23 protein-coding genes are annotated in these 19,455 nt (G+C 65.1%); 11 read left to right on the forward strand and 12 right to left on the reverse strand.

Annotated features, from left to right (window positions below):
- Positions 1–6: 6 nt before the first annotated feature.
- The 4 genes from ACZ5BT_RS01595 to ACZ5BT_RS01610 are packed head-to-tail and all read right to left on the reverse strand — an operon-like array spanning position 7 to position 3,095.
- A complete protein-coding gene (locus tag ACZ5BT_RS01595) occupies positions 7–885 on the reverse strand; it encodes a phosphohydrolase (RefSeq protein ID WP_464884891.1) in 879 nt (292 codons plus the stop codon).
- Positions 886–1,689: an enoyl-CoA hydratase/isomerase family protein gene (locus ACZ5BT_RS01600; RefSeq protein ID WP_464884892.1), complete on the reverse strand. Its 804-nt coding sequence runs from the start codon at positions 1,687–1,689 to the stop codon at positions 886–888.
- The gene (locus tag ACZ5BT_RS01605) at positions 1,679–2,407 is read right to left on the reverse strand and encodes a phosphorylase family protein (RefSeq protein WP_464884893.1); all 729 of its coding nucleotides are present in this window, start codon (positions 2,405–2,407) and stop codon (positions 1,679–1,681) included. The genes ACZ5BT_RS01600 and ACZ5BT_RS01605 overlap by 11 nt, the downstream gene beginning before the upstream one ends.
- A gap of 22 nt (positions 2,408–2,429) precedes the next feature.
- Positions 2,430–3,095 (reverse strand): ABC transporter ATP-binding protein, encoded by a 666-nt coding sequence (locus ACZ5BT_RS01610; protein WP_464885741.1) that lies wholly within the window; start codon positions 3,093–3,095, stop codon positions 2,430–2,432.
- Between the two features lie 38 nt (positions 3,096–3,133).
- Between ACZ5BT_RS01610 and ACZ5BT_RS01615 the strand changes: the two genes are divergently transcribed.
- Genes ACZ5BT_RS01615 through ACZ5BT_RS01625 form a run of 3 tightly spaced genes read left to right on the forward strand, consistent with a single transcriptional unit; the run spans position 3,134 to position 5,176 of the window.
- The gene (locus ACZ5BT_RS01615; RefSeq protein WP_464884894.1) at positions 3,134–3,823 is read left to right on the forward strand and encodes a Crp/Fnr family transcriptional regulator; all 690 of its coding nucleotides are present in this window, start codon (positions 3,134–3,136) and stop codon (positions 3,821–3,823) included.
- Positions 3,820–4,485, forward strand: a complete 666-nt coding sequence (gene rpe, locus ACZ5BT_RS01620) for a ribulose-phosphate 3-epimerase (RefSeq protein WP_464884895.1) — start codon at positions 3,820–3,822, stop codon at positions 4,483–4,485. The genes ACZ5BT_RS01615 and rpe overlap by 4 nt, the downstream gene beginning before the upstream one ends.
- The gene (locus tag ACZ5BT_RS01625) at positions 4,463–5,176 is read left to right on the forward strand and encodes a 2-phosphosulfolactate phosphatase (protein ID WP_464884896.1); all 714 of its coding nucleotides are present in this window, start codon (positions 4,463–4,465) and stop codon (positions 5,174–5,176) included. The genes rpe and ACZ5BT_RS01625 overlap by 23 nt, the downstream gene beginning before the upstream one ends.
- On the opposite strand, the gene ACZ5BT_RS01630 is transcribed toward ACZ5BT_RS01625, so the two are convergent.
- Together ACZ5BT_RS01630 and ACZ5BT_RS01635 are read right to left on the reverse strand one after the other, a co-directional pair.
- The gene (locus ACZ5BT_RS01630; protein WP_464884897.1) at positions 5,157–6,038 is read right to left on the reverse strand and encodes a hydroxymethylglutaryl-CoA lyase; all 882 of its coding nucleotides are present in this window, start codon (positions 6,036–6,038) and stop codon (positions 5,157–5,159) included. The two genes, ACZ5BT_RS01625 and ACZ5BT_RS01630, sit on opposite strands and share 20 nt — an antisense overlap.
- A 9-nt stretch (positions 6,039–6,047) precedes the next feature.
- Entirely contained in the window at positions 6,048–7,709 is a 1,662-nt protein-coding gene (locus tag ACZ5BT_RS01635; RefSeq protein ID WP_464884898.1) for an acyl-CoA carboxylase subunit beta, read from the reverse strand.
- Positions 7,710–7,848: 139 nt separating this feature from the next.
- Here ACZ5BT_RS01635 and ACZ5BT_RS01640 point away from each other — a divergent pair, with 139 nt between their 5' ends.
- A complete protein-coding gene (locus ACZ5BT_RS01640) occupies positions 7,849–8,235 on the forward strand; it encodes an inorganic diphosphatase (RefSeq protein WP_464884899.1) in 387 nt (128 codons plus the stop codon).
- A 21-nt stretch (positions 8,236–8,256) separates the two neighbouring features.
- The gene (locus ACZ5BT_RS01645; protein ID WP_464884900.1) at positions 8,257–8,829 is read left to right on the forward strand and encodes a thioredoxin family protein; all 573 of its coding nucleotides are present in this window, start codon (positions 8,257–8,259) and stop codon (positions 8,827–8,829) included.
- A 91-nt stretch (positions 8,830–8,920) separates the two neighbouring features.
- Here the strand turns inward: ACZ5BT_RS01645 and rnhA are convergent, their stop codons facing one another.
- From rnhA to ACZ5BT_RS01660, 3 genes are all read right to left on the reverse strand, one after another.
- Positions 8,921–9,364 (reverse strand): ribonuclease HI, encoded by a 444-nt coding sequence (gene rnhA, locus ACZ5BT_RS01650; RefSeq protein WP_464884901.1) that lies wholly within the window; start codon positions 9,362–9,364, stop codon positions 8,921–8,923.
- Positions 9,365–9,527: 163 nt separating this feature from the next.
- On the reverse strand, positions 9,528–11,042 hold the full coding sequence (gene guaA, locus ACZ5BT_RS01655) for a glutamine-hydrolyzing GMP synthase (protein ID WP_464884902.1): 1,515 nt from the start codon (positions 11,040–11,042) through the stop codon (positions 9,528–9,530).
- A gap of 9 nt (positions 11,043–11,051) precedes the next feature.
- The gene (locus ACZ5BT_RS01660; protein WP_464884903.1) at positions 11,052–12,239 is read right to left on the reverse strand and encodes a hypothetical protein; all 1,188 of its coding nucleotides are present in this window, start codon (positions 12,237–12,239) and stop codon (positions 11,052–11,054) included.
- Between the two features lie 155 nt (positions 12,240–12,394).
- Here ACZ5BT_RS01660 and ACZ5BT_RS01665 point away from each other — a divergent pair, with 155 nt between their 5' ends.
- Genes ACZ5BT_RS01665 through ACZ5BT_RS01675 form a run of 3 tightly spaced genes read left to right on the forward strand, consistent with a single transcriptional unit; the run spans position 12,395 to position 13,560 of the window.
- Positions 12,395–12,763: a hypothetical protein gene (locus ACZ5BT_RS01665; protein ID WP_464884904.1), complete on the forward strand. Its 369-nt coding sequence runs from the start codon at positions 12,395–12,397 to the stop codon at positions 12,761–12,763.
- 8 nt (positions 12,764–12,771) lie between these two features.
- Positions 12,772–13,392, forward strand: coding sequence for a uracil-DNA glycosylase (locus ACZ5BT_RS01670; RefSeq protein WP_464884905.1), 621 nt, complete (start codon positions 12,772–12,774; stop codon positions 13,390–13,392).
- A gap of 6 nt (positions 13,393–13,398) precedes the next feature.
- A complete protein-coding gene (locus tag ACZ5BT_RS01675; RefSeq protein WP_464884906.1) occupies positions 13,399–13,560 on the forward strand; it encodes a hypothetical protein in 162 nt (53 codons plus the stop codon).
- 10 nt (positions 13,561–13,570) lie between these two features.
- On the opposite strand, the gene purH is transcribed toward ACZ5BT_RS01675, so the two are convergent.
- Positions 13,571–15,064, reverse strand: coding sequence for a bifunctional phosphoribosylaminoimidazolecarboxamide formyltransferase/IMP cyclohydrolase (gene purH, locus ACZ5BT_RS01680; protein ID WP_464884907.1), 1,494 nt, complete (start codon positions 15,062–15,064; stop codon positions 13,571–13,573).
- A gap of 21 nt (positions 15,065–15,085) precedes the next feature.
- Here purH and ACZ5BT_RS01685 point away from each other — a divergent pair, with 21 nt between their 5' ends.
- From ACZ5BT_RS01685 to serS, 3 genes are read left to right on the forward strand one after another with little or no spacing between them, the layout of a single operon-like run.
- Positions 15,086–15,829 carry a DUF554 domain-containing protein gene (locus tag ACZ5BT_RS01685; RefSeq protein ID WP_464884908.1) on the forward strand — a complete coding sequence of 248 codons (744 nt, stop codon included), beginning with the start codon at positions 15,086–15,088 and terminating at the stop codon, positions 15,827–15,829.
- Positions 15,830–15,834: 5 nt separating this feature from the next.
- Complete coding sequence (gene gatC, locus ACZ5BT_RS01690) at positions 15,835–16,122, forward strand: Asp-tRNA(Asn)/Glu-tRNA(Gln) amidotransferase subunit GatC (RefSeq protein ID WP_464884909.1); 288 nt, start codon at positions 15,835–15,837, stop codon at positions 16,120–16,122.
- Positions 16,123–16,131: 9 nt separating this feature from the next.
- Positions 16,132–17,406: a serine--tRNA ligase gene (gene serS / locus ACZ5BT_RS01695; protein WP_464884910.1), complete on the forward strand. Its 1,275-nt coding sequence runs from the start codon at positions 16,132–16,134 to the stop codon at positions 17,404–17,406.
- 138 nt (positions 17,407–17,544) lie between these two features.
- Here the strand turns inward: serS and ACZ5BT_RS01700 are convergent, their stop codons facing one another.
- Positions 17,545–18,708 carry an ABC transporter permease gene (locus ACZ5BT_RS01700; protein ID WP_464884911.1) on the reverse strand — a complete coding sequence of 388 codons (1,164 nt, stop codon included), beginning with the start codon at positions 18,706–18,708 and terminating at the stop codon, positions 17,545–17,547.
- Positions 18,705–19,439 (reverse strand): ABC transporter ATP-binding protein, encoded by a 735-nt coding sequence (locus ACZ5BT_RS01705; RefSeq protein WP_464884912.1) that lies wholly within the window; start codon positions 19,437–19,439, stop codon positions 18,705–18,707. Before ACZ5BT_RS01705 ends, ACZ5BT_RS01700 begins: the two co-directional genes overlap by 4 nt.
- Between the last annotated feature and the right edge of the window lie 16 nt (positions 19,440–19,455).

Consider the following 19,455-nt stretch of genomic DNA (forward strand, 5'->3'; position numbering starts at 1 on the left):
CGATGGCTAGCGTTCAAGGACGAAACGGGGCTCACTCTCGTGGAGCCGTACCCGGTGGATGATCCGCTGGTCGTGGTCCTCGTCGGGGTGGGTGGTGGCCACGATGGTGACGTAGTCGCGAATCGGGCTGTGGAGCACTTTGCGCGTCAGGGTTTCCTCCACCTGGAAGATGCCGGCCGAATTGTTCATCAGCACCCGAACCTCGATCGGCACCTCCTTACCCCGGAGAATCATGACCTCGTCCACCGCCAGCGCCGAAATCGAGTGGATGTCGATCGATCCGAGCTGAAAGGCCTTGCGCCCTCTCCCCTTGGTGATGTCGGTCCCATCGGCGACGGCGGTGACGCCAGCCTCGATGGTCAGCGGCTCCGGATCGAGGTCATGGCTGTAGATGGAGTGCAGGATCAACGCCTTGAGCTTCACCCGCTTGTCGAGGTCCTGATAAACCTGCCCCAGCACCCGCTCCAGGATGGGAAGGGCCAGGGTAACCCCGAAGGCCTCGTGGTGGTGGCGGTGGATCTGGTTGCCGAGGTCGTGGAGCATCGTCCCCACCACGGTGACCAAAAAGGCGTCCTCCAGATCACCGGCGCCGCTCTTTTCGGTATCGGTCTTGACCCCGGCCTCGGCCAGGAGACGGAGGATGGCCACCGCCGCCGCACCGGTCAGGATGGCGTGAACCCGGCCGTGATCGTTGTAGCCGAGCTTGTGCATGGTGATGTAGTTGGCCATGTCCCAGCCCGCCCGGGCTTCGGGATCGGCATAGAGCAGTTCGTAAGCCTTGAGGGCCCGGGGGTAGGCGGCGAGGGCACGCCGAATGGCGTGGTCGGCCTCCTGCTGCAACCTGGCTTTCGGACTTGCGACATGGATCACACGATCGCTGGCCACTCATTCCCCCTTGAAGTTGGGCTTGCGCTTTTCAAGAAACGCCTTGGTTCCCTCCTTGAAATCGCCGGTCTGCGTGACCAGGCCAAAGAGGTCCGCCTCGATCTCGAGGGCCTCGGGCAACGGCACGTCGATGCCCCGGAACACGGCCTCCTTGGCCAGGCTCAGGGCGATGGGGCCGTTTTTGGTGATTTCCTTGGCCAAGGCCTTGGCCGCACCGAGGGCGTCCTCATCCACGCGATTGACGAGCCCCAGAGCCAGCGCTTCTTCAGCCGGCACGTGTCGGCCGGTGAGAATGAGGTCCAGAGCCCGACCCACGCCGATCAACCGCGGCAAACGCTGGGTGCCGCCGAAACCCGGGATGAGGCCGAGGCCCACCTCGGGCAGACCGAGCTTGGCCTTGGTGGAGGCCACCCTGAGGTCGCAGGCCAGCGCCAGCTCCAAGCCGCCGCCGAGGGCGTAGCCGTTGATGGCCGCGATCGTGACCTGGGGCATGGAGGCGATGCCGGCGAAAACGTCCTGCCCCAAGAGCGAAAACTCCCGGCCGGCAAAGACATCGGTGATTGTGGCGATTTCGCTAATGTCGGCCCCGGCGACGAAGGCCTTGCCCTCACCGGTAAAGATGACCGCCTGGACCCCCTCCTGCTCGGCGACGAGCTCAGGGATCTCCGCGAGCTCAAAGAGCACGTCGCGGGAAAGGGCGTTGAGCGCCTCCGGCCGGCGGAAGGTCACCAAGGCCAGCGCCCCCTCGACCTCGAAGGTCAGGTGCTCAAAGTCCATGTGTTCGTGAGTCAGTTCAATGTCCATCGTCTTCCTCCTTCCAACTCGCTGCGGCCTCGAGGGCCACCTTCAACATCCGGTCGATCGCGCCTTTGAGAACCTCGTCGGAAACCAACTCGGGATCGCCCACCGAGTTCGAGACCGCAAGGACGGTGGCGGTGCGAATCCCGCGCATCTTCCCCAGCAAAAACATCGCCGCCGACTCCATCTCAAAGGCCAGTGCGCCAAAGCCGGCCCAGGTGCGGGCGACCTCGGGATCCGAAGCGTAAAAGCCGTCTTCGGTCACGATTAAACCCACGTGCGGCCGCTCTCCCAGGGCACGAGCGGTCTCGACCAGATGCTGCATGAGCGCATAGTCCGGGACCGCGGCATAAGGACGACCGCCGAGATACTGTCGGGTCGTTCCATCGTGGGGCACCGCGCCCTGAGCCACGATAAGATCGCCCGGCCGCACCCCGGGGGCCACCGCACCGGCGGTGCCGATACGCACCACCGCCCGGGCGCCGAGCTCCACCAGCTCCTCGATCACGATGGCCGCCGAGGGCGTACCCATCCCGCTCGCCTGAACCGACACCGGCACGCCACGGTAACGACCGGTGTACCCCCATAAACCACGGTGCTCGTTGTACTGCCGGACGTCCTCGAGATAACGCGAAGCCACATACGCCGCCCGGTAGGGGTCTCCGGGGAGCAAAACGAACGGCGCGACGTCTCCTTTTTGGGCGTGCAAATGGATCGGACTCACATCCCCAAGGATACTCCCAAAGTTACGCCCACCCAACCGGGACCAGCCGCCCCGACTGCAAGGCGAACGCCGGGAGGCCGCGGACCAGGTGGGCGTCGTGGGTCGCAACGAAGAGCGCCGCCCCCTCCTCCGCCGCCAGCTCCAGCAAGAGCGCGAGAACCTTGCGGCTGTTGTCTGCATCCAGCGCCCCCGTGGGCTCGTCGGCCAGGATCAGGGACGGGCGGGAATAGAGCGCCCGCGCCACCGCAACCCGCTGCCGCTCGCCTCCGGAAAGCTGCGATGGGCGCCGATCGGCGGCCCCGGAAAGCCCGACCCGCAAAAGCAACGTCCTCACCCGCCCCCAGTCCACCCGTCCGGCAATGAGCCCCGGTAATGCGACGTTTTCGGCGACCGTGAGCTCGGGAAGCAGGTGGTGACGCTGGAAGACCAGCCCCAAAAACCCCCGACGAAGCCTGGCCAGCTTCTCTTCCGGCAAAGCCGTGATCTCCACCTCGCCCCAGAAGATCCGCCCCCTTTGCGGACGCTCGATGCCGGCCAGCAAATGGATGAGCGTGGTCTTTCCGCTCCCCGAGGGACCGAGCAGCACTTTGGCCTCCCCCGCGAAAAGCTGCAAATCCACCCCGGCGAAAAGGGGCACCCCGGGGTAGGCGAAGCCGAGATCCTCGGCGCGGAGCACCACGCCCCCCATCCTACCCAGGCCGCGGGCCATCCGATAAACTGAGGCCAATGCTGGCGGATACCACAATCTTGCAGCGGTCGCCGCTCTTCGACGGAATGAACACAGAGGCCGTGGAAACCATCCGGCAAGCCCTCCAACCCCGCCGCTATCCTGCTGGGAGCCTAGTCTTCGAGAGCGGGGAGATGGGAGAAGCCCTCTACATCGTCGAAAGCGGGAAAATTAAAATCTTCCGCCAAAGCTTTGGTGGCAAAGCCAAGGTCCTCGCCTACGTCCACGCCGGTGACGTTTTCGGCGAGATGAGCCTGGTCGAGGACCGGCCGCGGAGCGCCACCGCGCTGGCGGTCGCGCCGACCGTGGTCCATGCGCTCTACCGCGACCTCTATCTGCAGCTCATCCGCCGTTTCCCGCGCCTGGCCCACAACCTGGCCCGGATCATCGCCGCCCGGTTGCGGGAAATGAACGACGAAGTGGTCATCCTCTCCTTTGAGGAATCGAAAAGCCGCATCGCCTACGCGCTGCTCAAGCTCCAGCGCCACCAGCACGGCCAGACGACCGACCGGGGCTGGGCGATCCCGGTGGCCCACCACGAGGTTGCGAACCTCGCGGGGACGAGCCGGGAAACCGCGACCCGGGTCTTGCACGCGCTGCGGGACATGGGTGCCATCGAAACCCAAAACGGCGAGGTGATCATCCGCGACGCGCTCCTGCTTGAAGAAGTACTCTACGGCCTGAGATGATTCGCATCGCACCCTCAATCCTCTCCGCGGACTTTGCGAATTTGGGCCAGGCGGTCGCCGAAGCTGAGGCTGCAGGAGCCGATTGGATCCACGTCGATGTCATGGATGGCCGTTTCGTCCCCAACCTCAGCCTGGGGCTGGTCGTGGTCGAGGCCCTGCGTCGGAGCACCAAGCTCCCCCTCGACGTCCACCTGATGATCGTCGAGCCGGAGAAACTCGCATCGCGATTCATCGAAGCCGGGGCCGACCGGGTAACCTTCCACCTCGAGGCCACGCTCCATCCCCACCGCCTGCTGCAGGAGATTCGCACCCAAAACGCCAAGGCCGGCATCGCCATCAACCCCGGCACCCCCGTGGCCCTCCTTGATCCGCTTTGGGGAGAACTCGACCAGGTGCTCATCATGAGCGTGAACCCGGGCTTTGCTGGCCAGCGCTTCATTCCGGCGACGCTCAAAAAGCTCGAGGCCGCCCGCCAGGCCCGCGACAGCGAAAACCCCGAGGCCCTGATCGTCGTCGACGGGGGGATTGGGCCAGCGAATGCCGCCTCCGCGGTCCAGGCCGGCGCCGACGTGCTGGTCGCCGCTTCCAGCATCTATAACGATCGGGCCAGCGTCAAAGAAAACCTGGAGGCTTTGCGCCGTGCCGCCGGTGCTCCGGTTTGAACCCATCCCCCACGAGGGGCTCGAGTTCGCCGACACGGTGCTGGTGGTCGACGTTATCCGGGCCACCACCACCGCGGTGGCCTTCCTGGAGGCAGGCGCGAACGAGCTGTGGTTCGCCCCCAACCACGACCTGGCCCTGGCCCTCAAAGCGGACGGCTTCGTGGTGGCCGGAGAGACGCGCGGGGCAAAGCCAGCTGGATTCGACCTCGGCAACAGCCCCCTCGAGGCCCTCCGGGCCAACGTGAAGGGCAAGCGTGTGGTCATGAGCACCACCAACGGCACCCGGGCCGCCTCGCTCGCCGCGCGCTCCGCCCGGCGGCTCGCGCTGGCCTCGCTTTGGAACCTGGATGCCGCCGCCCGCTGGGCCCATAGCGCGGCCCGGAGCGAAATCGCGGTGCTCGCGTCGGGTAAGGAAGGCCGTTTCGGCCTCGACGACACCTTCGTTGCCGGCGCTCTGTTCGCACGCCTTTCGGGCGAGCCCGACGACGGCGCCAGGGCGGCGCGTCTCATCTTCCAGGCCTTCGAAATCCCGGCCGATCCGCTCCGGCTTGCCGCGGCCGGTCGGGCCCTCGAGGCCATCGGGCTCGGCCAGGATGTGGCGGCGGCGGCCAAAACCAACCGGAGCCAAACCGTCCCCCTTCTCGCAGGATCGGAAGGCCCTTACCTCGTCTTCAGGCGTACCTCGCTTTGAGGGCCAGCGCCCGCTGGCTCAGATCGGGCAGGGCAGAAAGCCTCACGCCCGGGTCAAACCCCCGGTCCACGAGATGGGGCAGGACCAGCTCGGTGGGTAAGTTTCCAACCAGGTCGTCCCCGGCAAAAGGACACCCGCCGACGCCGCCGAGCGCCCCTTCCAGCCAGCGGATGCCGGCGTCGATGACGGCATCGACCTTGGCGTTCACTTCACCGGGATCCGGCCGGCTGTGGAGGTGCGCGCCCAGGCCATCGGAGCCAAAGGCCTCGACCAGCCGAGAGAGCACGCGGTAGATGCGTTCTGGACTCGCGACCCCATAGGTATCGGCGATCGCAATCTCCCGTACCCCGGTCTCGCGAAGACGCCCGACGAAGCTCACCACCATCGCTTCGTCCCAGGCATCGCCGTAAGGGTTGCCAAACCCCATGGAAAGGTAGACCACCAGGTCGAGCTTCCCCTGCGCCGAACGAACCATCTCCTCAACCAGGGGCCACGACGCCTTGATGGTGCGGTTGGTGTTCTTTTTCTGGAAGGTCTCGCTGATGGAAAAGGGGTAGCCCACCGCGGTCAGGTTTGCGGCCGAGAGCGCCCGGAGGAACCCTTTCTCGTTGGCAACGATCGCCAGGTAGGTCCTGCCCCGGGGCGGCGGTAAGGCTTTGAGAAACTCGGCCGCGTCCTTCATCTGGGGCACCCAGCGTGGCGAAACGAAGCTGGTGAGGTCGAGGTGGGAAAACCCCGCCTCAATCAGATCGCTCACGAAACCGACCTTTTCCTCGGTAGGGATGAAACGAGAAAAACCCTGCCACGCGTCGCGGGGGCACTCAACGTAGCGAACCGGCAACCCCTGGAAACCGAGCGTCATCGACCCCTCCTAGACCTGAAAGACGCCAATTTTAAAGTCGGGCCGTTCCGGGTTCAGCGCGGCGAGCGAGAGACTGCGGATGAGCCACTCGCGGGTCTCGTGGGGAAAGATCACCTCGTCGATCCACAAACGGGCGGCTGCGTAGCGAATGTCGAGCTGGGCGTCGTAGCTTTGCTTCACCTTCTCGTAGAGGTCCTCGAGTCCCTGGGCATCCACCTCGTGCCCTTTGGCCTTGAGGGCCCGCACTTGAATATCGAGCAGGGTCTTGGCGGCCTGTGCTCCGCCCATGACCGCGTATTTCGCGCTCGGCCAGGCGAAGATGAAGCGAGGGGCGTAAGCCTTGCCCGCCATGGCGTAGTTGCCAGCCCCGAAAGAGCCGCCAAGGATCACCGTGATCTTCGGCACCACCGAGTTGGAGACCGCGTTCACCAGCTTGGCCCCCCGGCGAATGATCCCCGCCTGCTCGGCGTCCTTCCCCACCATGAAGCCGGTCACATCCTGGAGGAAAAGCAAGGGCACGAACATCTGGTTGGCCTCGAGGATGAACCGGGCCGCTTTGTCGGCGGCCTCTGGGTAGATCACCCCGCCGACTTCGATGCGTTCGCGCTTTTTGATGATCAGTCGCTGGTTGGCCACGATCGCCACCGGGTAGCCGCCGATGCGGGCATATCCGGTGACGATCGTCTCCCCCCAACCCGGGCGGTACTCGAGGAAACGCGATCCGTCCACCAGGCGTGCGATGACCTCGCGGACATCGTAGGGGCGGCTGCCATCTGGGCTGACAAGCCCGTAGAGGTCTTCCGCGTCGTAAGCGGGGGGTTCGGCTTCGGTGCGATGGCGTGCCCAGGGCGCCAGGTCACCCTCGGCATAGTGCGCTGCCACTTCCCGAACCCGCCTCAAGGCCGCCGCGTCGTCGGGTTCGTAGAAATCGACCGTGCCCGAAACCTCGGCGTGCATGCGGGCCCCGCCCAGCTCGTCCGAAGAAACCGCCTGACCGATCGCCGCCTTCACCAGCGCCGGACCGGCCAGGTAGAGACCCGACCCCTCGGTCATGATGAGCACGTCGGTCATGACCGGCAGGTAGGCGCCGCCGGCGACGCAGTTGCCCATGATGGCGCTGATTTGCGGTAGGCCCAGGGCGCTCATGCGGGCGTTCAGGTAAAAAATGCGCCCGAAATCGTCCTGGTCGGGAAACACCTCGTCCTGAAGGGGCAGGAAAACCCCGGCCGAGTCGACCAGATAGATCACCGGGATCCGGTTTTCCAGCGCGATCGTTTGGGCCCGGATCACCTTCTTGGCGGTAATCGGGAAGAAGGCGCCGGCCTTCACGGTGGCGTCGTTGGCAATGATCATCCAGGGCCTTCCCGCCACCTGGCCCACGCCAGCAACCACGCCCCCAGATGGCGCGCCGCCCCAGTCCTCGTACATGCCATAGCCGGCCAGGGTCATGAGCTCGTCGAAGCGCGTGCCGGGATCGACCAGCATTGCGATGCGCTCCCTGGCGGTGAGACGGCCCTTTTCGTGCTGGCGCGAGATGGCCTTGGCCCCGCCACCCTGGCGTACCCGCTCAAGCGACTCGCGAAAAGCCGTAATCATCGCCACCCAGTCGCTCTTGTTCTGATTGAAGGTGGGCGAAGCCCGTTCTGCCTCGTTCACACGTGTGCGCAACATCTCGGCTCCCTTGGCCTCCAGTCTACCGAAAAACCGACTGCCGGAGAAAAACCGTAACGCCGTAGAATGAACCGCCGGGGCATGGGGCCTAAGCCGTGGCCCTCTTGGACGTCAACCGGTCTGATCACGGGGGATAACCATGAAAGTCACGATGATCGTCGAGTGGCCCAAAGGTACGCGCGTTCGCTGGGAGTGGAACGGCCAGATGTTTGTGCAAAAACGCGAAGACGCGCCGGCGCCGGTCAACTACGGCTTCATTCCCAACACGCATAACCCCTCGGATGGCTCGGAGGTCGACGCGGTCTTACTCGGCCTGCCCCGGCCCGCTGGGCAACGGCTCGAGGCCGAAATCGTGGGCATGATCCGTCTGGCCGACGGCGACCACAAGCTCATCCTCACGCCACCGGGTACCCGGCCCAACAAAGCCGAGATCACCGCAACCCTGGCCTGGTTCCCCGCCGCCCGGAAGCCCGAGGTGGTCGGGAAGGAAGAGGCTCTGAACTGGCTTTCAGCCCACATCAGGTAAACTCGCCTTTGGAGGCAAACCATGCGCAAAACCGCAGAAGTTCCGCTGGGAACGCCAGCGCCAGATTTTGACCTCGAGGACGTCCGCACCCACCAACGGGTCCGAAAGGGCGACTTTGCTGGCAAACCGTTGCTGGTGATCTTCATGTGCAACCACTGCCCTTACGTCAAGCACGTCGAGGAAAAGCTCACCGAGGTCGCGAACGCCTATTTGGAAAAAGGGGTGGCGGTGGTGGCGATCAGCGCCAACGACCCCGAGACCCACCCCGACGATGCCCCCGAGCGGCTGGCCGAACAAGCCGAGCGCCTTGGAATGCGCTTCCCCTACATCTTCGACGCCGAGGGGGAGGTGGCCAAGGCCTACCGGGCCGTGACCACGCCGGACATCTACCTTTTTGACCGGGACCACAAGCTCTACTACCGTGGCCGGTTCGACGCCGCCCGCCCCAAGCAACCGACCCCCGTCACCGGCGAAGATTTGATCCGGGCCCTCAACGCTCTCCTTGCCGGCGAGACCCCGCCCGATCCCCAATACCCCAGCGTGGGGTGCACGATCAAGTGGAAGCCGGGCCGCGCTCCGGATTACGCCAGCTAGGTAAACCACCGCCGGTTTCGAAGCTTGCCGATACGCGATCGGCGTCGGTCTTTTCCGTGGTCCGGGCCGCAGCCAAGCCCCGGCAAGGTGCTTAAACCCGCTTCAGGCCGCGCCGACGCCGGTTCGCTTCCCGGTCGACGAGCTCATTCTCCCGGTGGCCGGCGTGGCCCTTTTGCCAGTGCCACACCACCCGGTGGCGCCGGACTTCTTTTAAAAGCGCCTCCCAGAGGTCTCGATTTTTCACCGGGGTTTTCGCCGCACTCCTCCAGCCATTCCTTTGCCACTTCTCCAGCCAGCCATCGGTAAAGGCTTTTTTAAGGTACTGGGAGTCGGTGTAGAGGTGAACCTCGCAGGGGCGCTTGAGGGCCCTGAGTGCCTCGACCGCGGCGGTGAGTTCCATGCGGTTGTTGGTGGTATTGGGCTCGGCGCCCGAGATCAGCTTCTCGTGATCACCATAACGAAGCAGCGCCGCCCAACCGCCCCGGCCTTGGCCGTCGGCGGAGCCATCGGTGAAGACCTCAACCCTGCAACGCACCGCCGTATTCTAAGACGCCCGCTATCGCTGCCAAAGCCCATCGCGGGAGAGATCTCCATCATCCCGAATCAAGCGCGAAAGAAGCCAAGTTCATGGTTGCCAAAAATCGCGCTGGATTTTGCCTTTTTCCCATACCAAACTCAGCTTGCCCTAAGGCACTTTGTCATTCCCACTCGATCGTCCCCGGCGGCTTCGAGGTGAGGTCGTAGACCACCCGGCCGATCTGGGGGACCCGGCGCGGGATCTGGCGGGCGACCTCGTCGAGAAAGTCGTGGGGCAGGCGGGCCCAGTCGGCGGTCATGCCGTCGACGCTGGTCACCGCCCGGAGCACCAGGGTGTAGCCGTAGCGCCGCTCGTCACCGGTCACCCCCACCGAACGCACCGGCAAAAGCACCGCCAGCGCCTGCCACACCTCGTCGTAGAGGCCATGGTCCTTCAAAAGCGAGACGAAGAGGTCGTCGGCCCGGCGCAGCACCTCGAGCTTTTCCTCGCTAACCTCGCCGAGGACGCGGATCGCGAGCCCGGGACCGGGAAAGGGATGACGAAGACGGATGGTGTCGGGGAGGCCAAGGAGCAGGGCAATCTCGCGAACCTCGTCCTTAAAGAGGTAGCGGAAGGGCTCAAGCAGCTCGAAGCCGAGTTCTTCGGGGAGGCCGCCGACGTTGTGGTGGCTCTTGATCTTGGCAGCGCCATAGCCACCAGCGCTCTCGATCACGTCGGGATAGAGCGTGCCCTGGGCCAGGAAGCGGAACGGACCCTCCTCGCCTGCAACCGCTTTGAAAACCTCGATGAAGGTATGGCCGATGATGCGGCGTTTTTCCTCGGGGTCGAGGACGCCCTTGAGCGCCGAGAGGAAGCGGTCCCTGGCATCGACCACCCGGAGTCGCACACCGAGGGGGCGAAGGGCACGCTCGACCTCGTCGCGCTCACCCAGGCGCAACAGCCCGTGATCCACGAACACCGCGAGGTGGTCGACGCCCGCCCGGGCGAGGAGCAAAGCCAAAGTCGAAGAGTCAACCCCACCTGAAACCGCGAGCAGAACGCGGTCCTTCCCGACTCGCTCGCGGACCTCGGTGAGCATGGCCTCGAGGACCGAGCCCGGCGTCCACTCGCGGGAAACGCCGGCCAGCGCGAGGAAGTTTTCCAAAATCTCCAGGCCTTTGGGGGTATGGCTCACCTCGGGGTGGAACTGTACGCCGAAAAACTTCCCCTCCCCGTCCTGAATTGCGGCCACCGGGTTCTCATCGGTCTCGGCGATGACCCGCCAGCCCTCGGGCAAACGGAGCACGGCGTCGGCGTGGCTCATCCAGACCTGGACCTCTCCCGAAAGCCCGGAAAACAGCGGCCCCTCGAAGCGAAGAAGGCTGGCCTTTCCGTATTCAGCGCGACCGGCGCGTTTGACCTCGCCCCCGAAGTGCTGGGCCATGTACTGCATCCCGTAGCAGATGCCGAGGACGGGTACGCCAAGGGAGAAAACGCCGGGGTCAGGTCTCGGGGCATCGGGATCGAAGACCGAAGAGGGGCCACCCGAGAGCACGATGGCCTCCGGCCTTTGCGCTTTCATCTCGTCCAGGGGTGCTGAGCCCGGCAAGATCACCGAGTAAGCCCTGAGCTCGCGCAAGCGGCGGGCGATGAGCCGGGTGTACTGGGAACCAAAATCCAAAACGACGACGGCCATACCAGGAGTTTACTGGCCGCCGAGACGAATCACGACCGATCCCCCCAAAACCGGGACCTCCAGGTCAAAATTCTGGGGTTTGTATCCTTCGGCCCGCACCTCGAGGCGGTAGGTCCCCTGTTCGTCGAACCGCACGCTGCCCGGCACCTCGGCCAGAAAGCCCGGGGCCAGGTTCGATCCCTCCGGGGCCAGCTGCAAGTAGATCTCGGCTTGGGCCTCGGGTGGTTCGACCACGAAACGAACCACCTGACCGGAAAAGCCCGGGCGACGGGACTGGTACCAAAACGCACCGCCTGCGAGCAGGGCCAAAACGAGCAGCCAGACCAAAAGCCGCCGCCGGCTGCTCCGGCGAGGCTCAGGCGAGGCGCCAGGGTCCACCCGAAGCGCCTCCGGTGGGTCTTCGCCGGGGAGCAATGGCGGCGCGCTCCCGTCCTTCTTGCGGACGCGAACGATGCCCTCGCCCGTCGAAACCGGTGGTGCCGGGGGCGGGGTCTGGGCTTTTCCCACCCCGGCGGGCTCGGGCGCTTCCGTTTCCTCCTTATTAGGGGGCGCTTTGGGCTTAACCGAAACCGACGGTTGGGGCTTCGGTAGGATATCGTCGGGCTTTGGCTCGGGCGGTTCGAGCTCGCCCTTTAAGAAGGCCTCGAAGGCCATGGGATCGGCCAGCGCATTCATGGCCCCGCTGTAGTTCAAACGGCCCTCGGCCAGTGCCTCAAAAATCGGCGCCAGCCGCCAGGCAGCCCAGGCCTCCCCCGCGAGTTCCTTTAAAACCGCGCCCAGCCCTGCCGCATCCGGGATCTTCTCGTCCCAAGGAACGGCAACGCCACTCACCCAGATCATCTCACCCCGTACCCAAAGGTCGCCGAGGGAGAGATGGCCGTGTGCGAAACCCTGCTCGTCCAAAGCAGAGAGTGTGGCCAGCAAGCGCCGGGCCCAGGCCGTGAGCCGCTCGAGGTCGGCCTCTCCCCGGTAGCGCACCGCAGGGGCGGCCCCGAAAGGCACCTCGACCACCCAGGCATCGCCAACCCGCCCCCGATAAGAGAGAACGCCCTCGAGGGCGAGGGCGGGAGGGTCCGTCTGCAACGGGCGGTAAAGGACGACGACCCCGCCCGTCAGCGGGTCGAGGCCCTCGAGGACCTCGATAGCGCCCTCGCGACGCAACCGACCCTTCACCAAATAGGGTCCCTGGCGTTGCACGATTCGATTATACGCGCCATGCTGAGAAAAAACTTCGTTGACACCTCATTTTGCCGCTACGTATAATCTTTTAACGATGGTTGTTGCTGCCCTCTAGAGACGATGCCGCCCGACCGGGGCGGTGTTTTCGACTGGGCGGAGGGAAAGGAGCGGGTATGGAGTACAAAGTCACTCTCTCAACCGAAGAGATCATCCGGGGCTTAAAGCACTACCGCCGGATTGCCAAACAAGACGTTCTGCGCGCGCCAGAAACCCCGAATCCAGAAGTTTTTCGCAAACACGCCGAGGCGAGGCGGGAAGTCTACGCCCAACTCGCCGAGGTCGCCGAAGGCAAGGGGCCGGATGCGGTGGTGGCGTTCGCCCTCGAGCTCTACCGCTCGCTCCCCTTCGTCACCGGAACCGCCGAGGACGCGTATCCGGAGATCAAGGGCAAGGAAAACGCGTTGGAAAACTTCTTCCTCATGATCGGCCTCGACCCCAAGATACGCCGGGAAGCCCGTAAAGCCCGCCAGCCCATCGAGTGAGTCACGAGATGTCCGCGCTCGAAGATCTCAAACGTCAGGCCCTTCTCTGCACCGGCTGCCGTCTGGTTGAGGGGCGAACGCAGGTGGTCTTTGGCGAAGGCCACCCTGATGCGCGGCTGATGTTCGTCGGCGAGGGCCCCGGCGCCGACGAAGACCGTTTGGGCCGGCCTTTCGTTGGCAAGGCCGGGCAGCTTTTGGACCGGATCCTCGAGGCCGCGGGAATCCCCCGCGAGAGCGTGTACATCACCAACGTCGTCAAGTGCCGCCCGCCGAACAACCGCGCTCCGCTCCCCGACGAGGCGAAGCTGTGCACGTCGCTGTGGCTCAGCCGGGAGGTGGAGTTGGTTCGCCCGCAAATCATCATCCCTCTGGGCTCGGTGGCGACCCAGTACTTTTTGGGCCAGAAGGTCTCCATCACCAAGGTGCGGGGTCAGTGGTTCGAGTGGCACGGGGTCAAGGTCTTCCCCATGTTCCACCCCGCCTACCTGCTCCGAAACCCTTCCCGCGCCCCCGGATCCCCCAAAGCGCTGACCTGGCGCGACATCCGCGAAGTCAAAGCCACCCTCGATCAGCTCGGTCCTAAGCCCGACCGGGCGATCAAAACCGCGGCCCAGGATCCCCTCTTCTAGGTTGCCATGGCCGCTCGTTCCTTGAAGATCGCGCTACTCCTGGCCGCCAACGTGGCCGTGGCCTGGGCGCTCTGGTCGAATCGCAGCGGTTATACCCTGCTCCCGAACCTCACCGCGGCCACCCTCGTGGCCGCGGTCGTCTTGATGTTTTTGAAAACGCGACGGTGAACCCGGGACCTCAGTGCTTGAAGTGGCGAACCCCGGTGAAGATCATCGCGATGCCCAGTTCGTCGGCAGCGGCGATGGAATCGGCATCCCGCTTCGAACCCCCGGGCTGTACGATGGCCGAAATACCAAACTGCCCGGCAAGGCGGACGACGTCGTCGAAGGGGAAAAAGGCGTCCGAGGCCAGCACGGCCCCGCGCGCGCCTTCGCCCGCCTGGTTGAGCGCGATGCGGGCGGCCTCGATGCGGCTGGTCTGCCCCTGACCAATCCCCAGCGTCTGCCCGGCCTTGGCCACGACGATGGCGTTGGAACGAGCATGCTTGACCACGGCCATCGCGAGCCGAAGCGCTTCGGTCTCCTCGGGGCTCGGTGCTCGCTTGGTGACCACCCGGACCTCGTTCCATATCCCCTCGTCGGGGGTCTGAAGGAGCATGCCGCCGGTGATCCGCTGGAAGTGGAGGGGTAGACGCTGGGCCTCGGGCACCTGGATGAGCCTGAGGTTCTTTTTCTTGGCGAAACGGGCCAGGGCCTCCTCGCTGTACCCGGGCGCCACGATGACCTCCAAAAAAAGCCCGCCGATGGCTTTGGCCACCCGGGCATCCACCGGACGGTTGAAGGCAACGATGCCCCCGAAAATGCTGACCGGGTCGGCGGCGTACGCCCGGGCGTAGGCCTCGGCCAGATCGGCCCCGACACCGACGCCGCAGGGCATCTGGTGTTTGAGTGCGACCGCGGCTGGTTGATCGAACTCGCGCACCAAACGCCAGGCCGCTTCGGCGTCGGCGTAGTTGTTGTAGCTCATGGCCTTGCCCTGGAGCACCTCCGCCTCGATCAACCCCCCGCCTTCACCACGAACCCGGTAGAGTGCGGCCTCCTGGTGCGGGTTTTCGCCGTAACGGAGCGGCCGGATCCGGTCGAGGACCACGATCTTCCTCTCCGGGAAAGGGCCGTTGGCGTTCAGCCATTCGGCGATCGCCGCGTCGTAAGCGGCGGTGTGGGCGAAGGCTTTCCAGGCAAAGCGCCGCCGGAAGTCGAGGTCGACCCGGCCATCCCGGTAGCGCGCCACCACCTCGTCATAGTCATCGGGATCCACGACCACCAAGACCCGCGGGTAGTTCTTGGCCGCGGCCCGAACGAGGGCCGGCCCCCCAATATCGATCTGCTCAAGGACCTCGGCCTCGGGCAAATCCCTGGCGAGTGCGTCCTCGAAAGGATAGAGGTTGACCACCACCAAATCAAAAACCGGGAGGTCCATGGCCTGGAGCTCGCCGAGCTGGTCTTGGCGAGCCAGGATCCCGGCGTGCACCCGGGGGTGCAGGGTCTTGACGCGCCCCGAGAGGATCTCCGGGAACCCGGTCAGCTCCGAAACCTCCCGAACGCGCACCCCCGCCTCCCGCAGCACCCGGGCGGTATTGCCGCTGGCCACGAGCTCAAACCCCATGCCCTCGAGGGAGCGGGCAAAAGACGCCAGCCCCCGCTTGTCAGAAACCGAAATAAGCGCCCGCACGGGGTGATTATAATCGCGTTCATGGAACTCACGTTCTGGGCCAAGACCAGCGGCACCTGGATCAACGCGCTGGCCGTTTTGGTCGGCACGACGCTGGGCGTTCTGCTTCGGGGGCGTCTCCCGCTCCAGATCCAGCGCACCGTGGTGCAGGGCGTCGGTCTAACCACCATCGTCATCGGTGTGTTCATGGCCCAGAACGTGTCGAAGGGCGGCGCCGGAAAGATCGACGGGGTCATCCTCGCGCTCTTGGCCATGGCCATCGGTGGCGGTCTTGGAGAAGCCCTGGGGATCGAGTCCTGGCTCGAGCGCTTCGGTGAAGGGCTCAGGCGCCAGGTCCGGGGCGGGGGAAGCTTTACCGAAGGGTTCGTGAGCGCCAGCATCCTCTTTTGCGTCGGCCCCATGACGCTGATCGGGGCCATGAACAACGGGTTGCTGGGCGACCCCTCGCTCCTGCTCGTCAAAGCCGCCCTCGATGGCATCTCCTCGATCGCCCTGGCGGCGAGTTTTGGCCTCGGGGTCGGGGGAAGCGTTCTGGTGATTCTCGGCTACCAACTCGGACTGTCGCTGCTCGCCGGGGCGCTCGCCGCCTGGCTTCCCGACCCCGCGAGCGATCCCAGAGTCTTGCTGGCGACCGGCGTCGGCGGGTTGATGGTCATCGGGGTCGGATTGAACCTCCTCGAGGCCACCCGGATCCGGGTGGCCGCTTTCCTCCCCAGCCTCTTCCTCGCCCCCGGGCTCTGGGCCCTGGCCAGCTTGTTAAGCTGAAGGCGATGAAGGTGACGCCAGAACTCCTCCAACACCTCGAGGCCCTTGCCCGGATCCACCTCGACGATGGCGAACGGGCGCGCATGCAGCGGGACCTTGAGCAGATCCTCGAGCACTTCGAGGCGCTCCGGGCCCTGGATCTGGACGACGAAGAGGAAATGGTCCGCCCCATCGCGCTCGTAAACCGGCTCCGGGACGACGCGCCCGAAGCCGGGCTCGAAACGGAAAGTGCGCTTTCGGTTGCCACCCAACGCGACAACGGGTTCTTTAAAGTTCCCCGGTCCATCGAGTAAAGGAGCGTCATGCTTGATCTCAAGCTGATCCGAGACGACCCCGAACGCGTCAAGGAAGGCGCGCGTAAAAAGCAGATGCCAGAGGCCGCGGCCCTGGTCGACGAACTTTTAGAAACCGACCGCGCCTACCGGGAACGGCTGGCCACCCTCGAGGCCCTGCGCGCCGAGCAAAAGAAGTACTCCCGCGCCATCGGGGAACACAAGCGGCGGGGGGAAGATGCCCGGGACCTGATCGCCGAAGCCGAAGCCATCAAGGTCAAAATCGAGGTCCTCGAGGCCGAGGCCCGGTCGCTGCGCGAGCGAGTGGAAACGCTGCTGGCGGAAATCCCGAACCTACCCCACCCCTCGGTTCCCGAAGGCACGGGGCCTGAAGACAACGTCGTGGTCAAAACCTGGGGCCAGCCCCCAGACTTCACCTTTGCCCCCCGGCCCCACTGGGAGATCGCCGAAACGCTGGGCATCGTCGACTTCGAACGCGGAGCCAAGATCTCGGGATCCGGCTTCCCGGTGTTCATCGGCGACGGCGCGCGGCTCGTCCGGGCGCTTGAGAACTTCTTCCTCGACCACCACGTCGCCCGGGGCTTCACCGAGGTCCGGCCGCCCCTGCTCGTGCGACCCGAGGCCGCGTTCGGCACCGGCCAGCTTCCGGACAAAGAGGGTCTGATGTACGAGGTTTCCGGCGGGTACTACCTCATCCCCACCTCGGAAGTTCCGGTGACCAACCTGCACGCCGGAGAAATCCTGAGCGCTGACGAACTGCCAAAGCGTTACACCGCTTACACCCCGAACTTTCGCGTCGAGGCCGGGAGCTACGGCAAGGACGTCAGGGGGCTCAACCGCCTCCACCAATTTGACAAGGTGGAGATGGTGGTGATCACCAAGCCCGAGACGTCGTACGAGTGGCTTGAGCGCCTCACCGCCGAGGCGGAAACGCTCCTCGAAGCCCTCGAACTCCCCTATCGCCGCCTCCTCATGTGCACCGGCGACATGGGCTTTACCCAGGCCAAGAAGTACGACCTCGAGGTCTACGCGCCGGGTCAGGACAGGTGGCTCGAGGTGAGCTCAGTCTCGAACCTCGAGGATTACCAGGCCCGGCGCATGCGGCTCCGCTACCGGGAAAAGGGTCAAAAACCCGCTTACCCCCACACCCTGAACGGCTCCGGCCTGGCCTTTCCCCGGGTCATCGCCGCGCTGCTCGAAATTCACCAGCAAGCGGACGGCACGGTCAGGCTGCCCGAGGCCTTGGCCGAATACATGGGGAAAGATCGGCTCGTTCCCCGTTAATCGCGCTTTGCGCGTTTTTGAACATACCCGCGGGCGATCGGCAGCCACTCGCAGTTTCCGGAGCCCGCCGTGGCAAACGCCACGGCGGGTTGCCGAAAGCAATTCCGCCCGCCATTTTAGGCGGGCGCTTTTTTGGGCTCAGTTCCGGAAAACCACCTCTTCCCGGCGAAAGCTCAAGTAGGCGAGAAAGAGCGCCACCATCGCGTAGAGTGCCGACGAACCCCAGGTCACAAGGTAACCCAGAAAATCGGCCTTCGCCCGCAACACCTGGTCGATGAAAAAGAAGGGCCCCACCACCGGGACGGCCAAAAGCCCCGGCCCCACCTCAACGAACCCGGACACGAAACCGAGCATCGCCGCCGGCAGCACCAACAGGAGATACAACACCGACATGTAACCCTGGGCTTCTTTGTAGCTGCGGGCGAAGATGCCGAACATGAGCTGCAGGCTCACGGCAAAAGCGGCAAAGAGCACACCGGTCACCAAGAGCGCGAGCAACATGCCCGGGGTCAGCGAGAGGGAAAACCCCGCGGCCTGAAGCCCCTCGGAGTCCAGACCGGCGGCCACGCGAGCGCCGAGAATCAGCCCCGCCACCCCACTCACCGTCGACATCACCGCCGCCACCAAAGCGGCGAACATCTTGCCGAACAACACCGCGGGCAGTCCCACCGGGGTGACCAGGAGCGCCTCGAGGGTCCCCTTTTCCTTCTCCCCAGCCGTCACGTCGAGGACCACCGGCAGGGAGCCGTTCATCACGAAGATCAGCAGGAACATCGGCACCAAGAAGGCCAGAAAGCCGACTCCCTTGGCGCTCGGCGGCGAGACGTCCTCGACCGCAATGGAAAAGGGTTCCAAAACGCTGGGGTCGAGCCCGGCCCGGCGCAGCGTCCCCGCCACCTCCTCTCGTTTGACGGCCTCGAGGACCTGACGCACTTTCTCCACCACGACCTGGGCCTTCAACCCATCCTGACTCACCCTCGCGTACACCCGGTACGATCCGGAGACGAAAGCCAGCCCGGCATCCGCCCGCCCCTCGCGAACCGCGGCGGCGGGGTCGGGCTCGGTGACCAGCTGAAGTCGGGCGGCAGCGAGCGCGCGCGTCACCGCCTCGGGCAGACCCACCACCGCGATCTTCTGGACTTTTTGGACCGCGCCCTGACTCAGCTGCTCGACCAGGAGGGTGGGGGCGAACATGAAGAGCGGCATCAGCAGCACCGGCAAAAGGACCTGGTTGAAAAGCGCCCGGCGGTCCCGGAAGAAGGTGGCGAGCTCCTTTTTGGCAATCACCCACCAGGCGCTCACGCCTCCACCCCCCCAACCGCACGGATGAAGGCGTGCTCGAGGGTGGGGGCAGAAAACCTCGTTTTGGCCTCATCGACGCCTCCCACATAAACCAACCGACCCCGATGCAAAAACCCCACCCGATCGGCGACCTCCTCGGCTTCGGGTAAAACGTGGGTCGAATAGAGCACCGCCCGGCCATCGCGCTTTAACGTCTCCAGGTGATCGAGCAGAGCCCGGCGGGCAAAGACGTCGAGCGCCTGCGTGGGTTCGTCGAGCAAAAGAACGCGGGGCCGGTGCAGGAACACGCGGGCCACGAGCACCTTTTGCTTCATTCCGCTCGACATCGCCTCCACCCGGGTCACCAACGCCTTTCCCAGGGCAAAGATCCTATCGAGCTCATCGATCCTCCGGCGAAGCGCCGCACCAGAAAGGCCGTAGAGCCGACCGAAATACGAAAGGACCTCTTCACCCGTCAGTCGCTCGTAAAGCCCCATGCCGCCGCTCACGTAACCCAAACGCCGCCGGGCCACCATCGGTTCGCGGACCGGGTCGGCGCCGGCCACCCGAACGTGTCCCTGGCTCGGTTTGATGAGCCCGGCCAGGATCCGGAGGGTGGTCGTCTTGCCGGCGCCGTTCGGCCCGAGCAACGCGAACACCTCCCCCGGGGCCACCGAAAAGTCAATGCCCGAAAGGGCCAGCGTTTTCCGGTAGCGCTTGGTCAGGCCCCGGACCTCGATCCCGGTTTCCACGGACTCACCTCCCGGG

It is taken from the genome of Vulcanithermus mediatlanticus, from assembly GCF_055385885.1.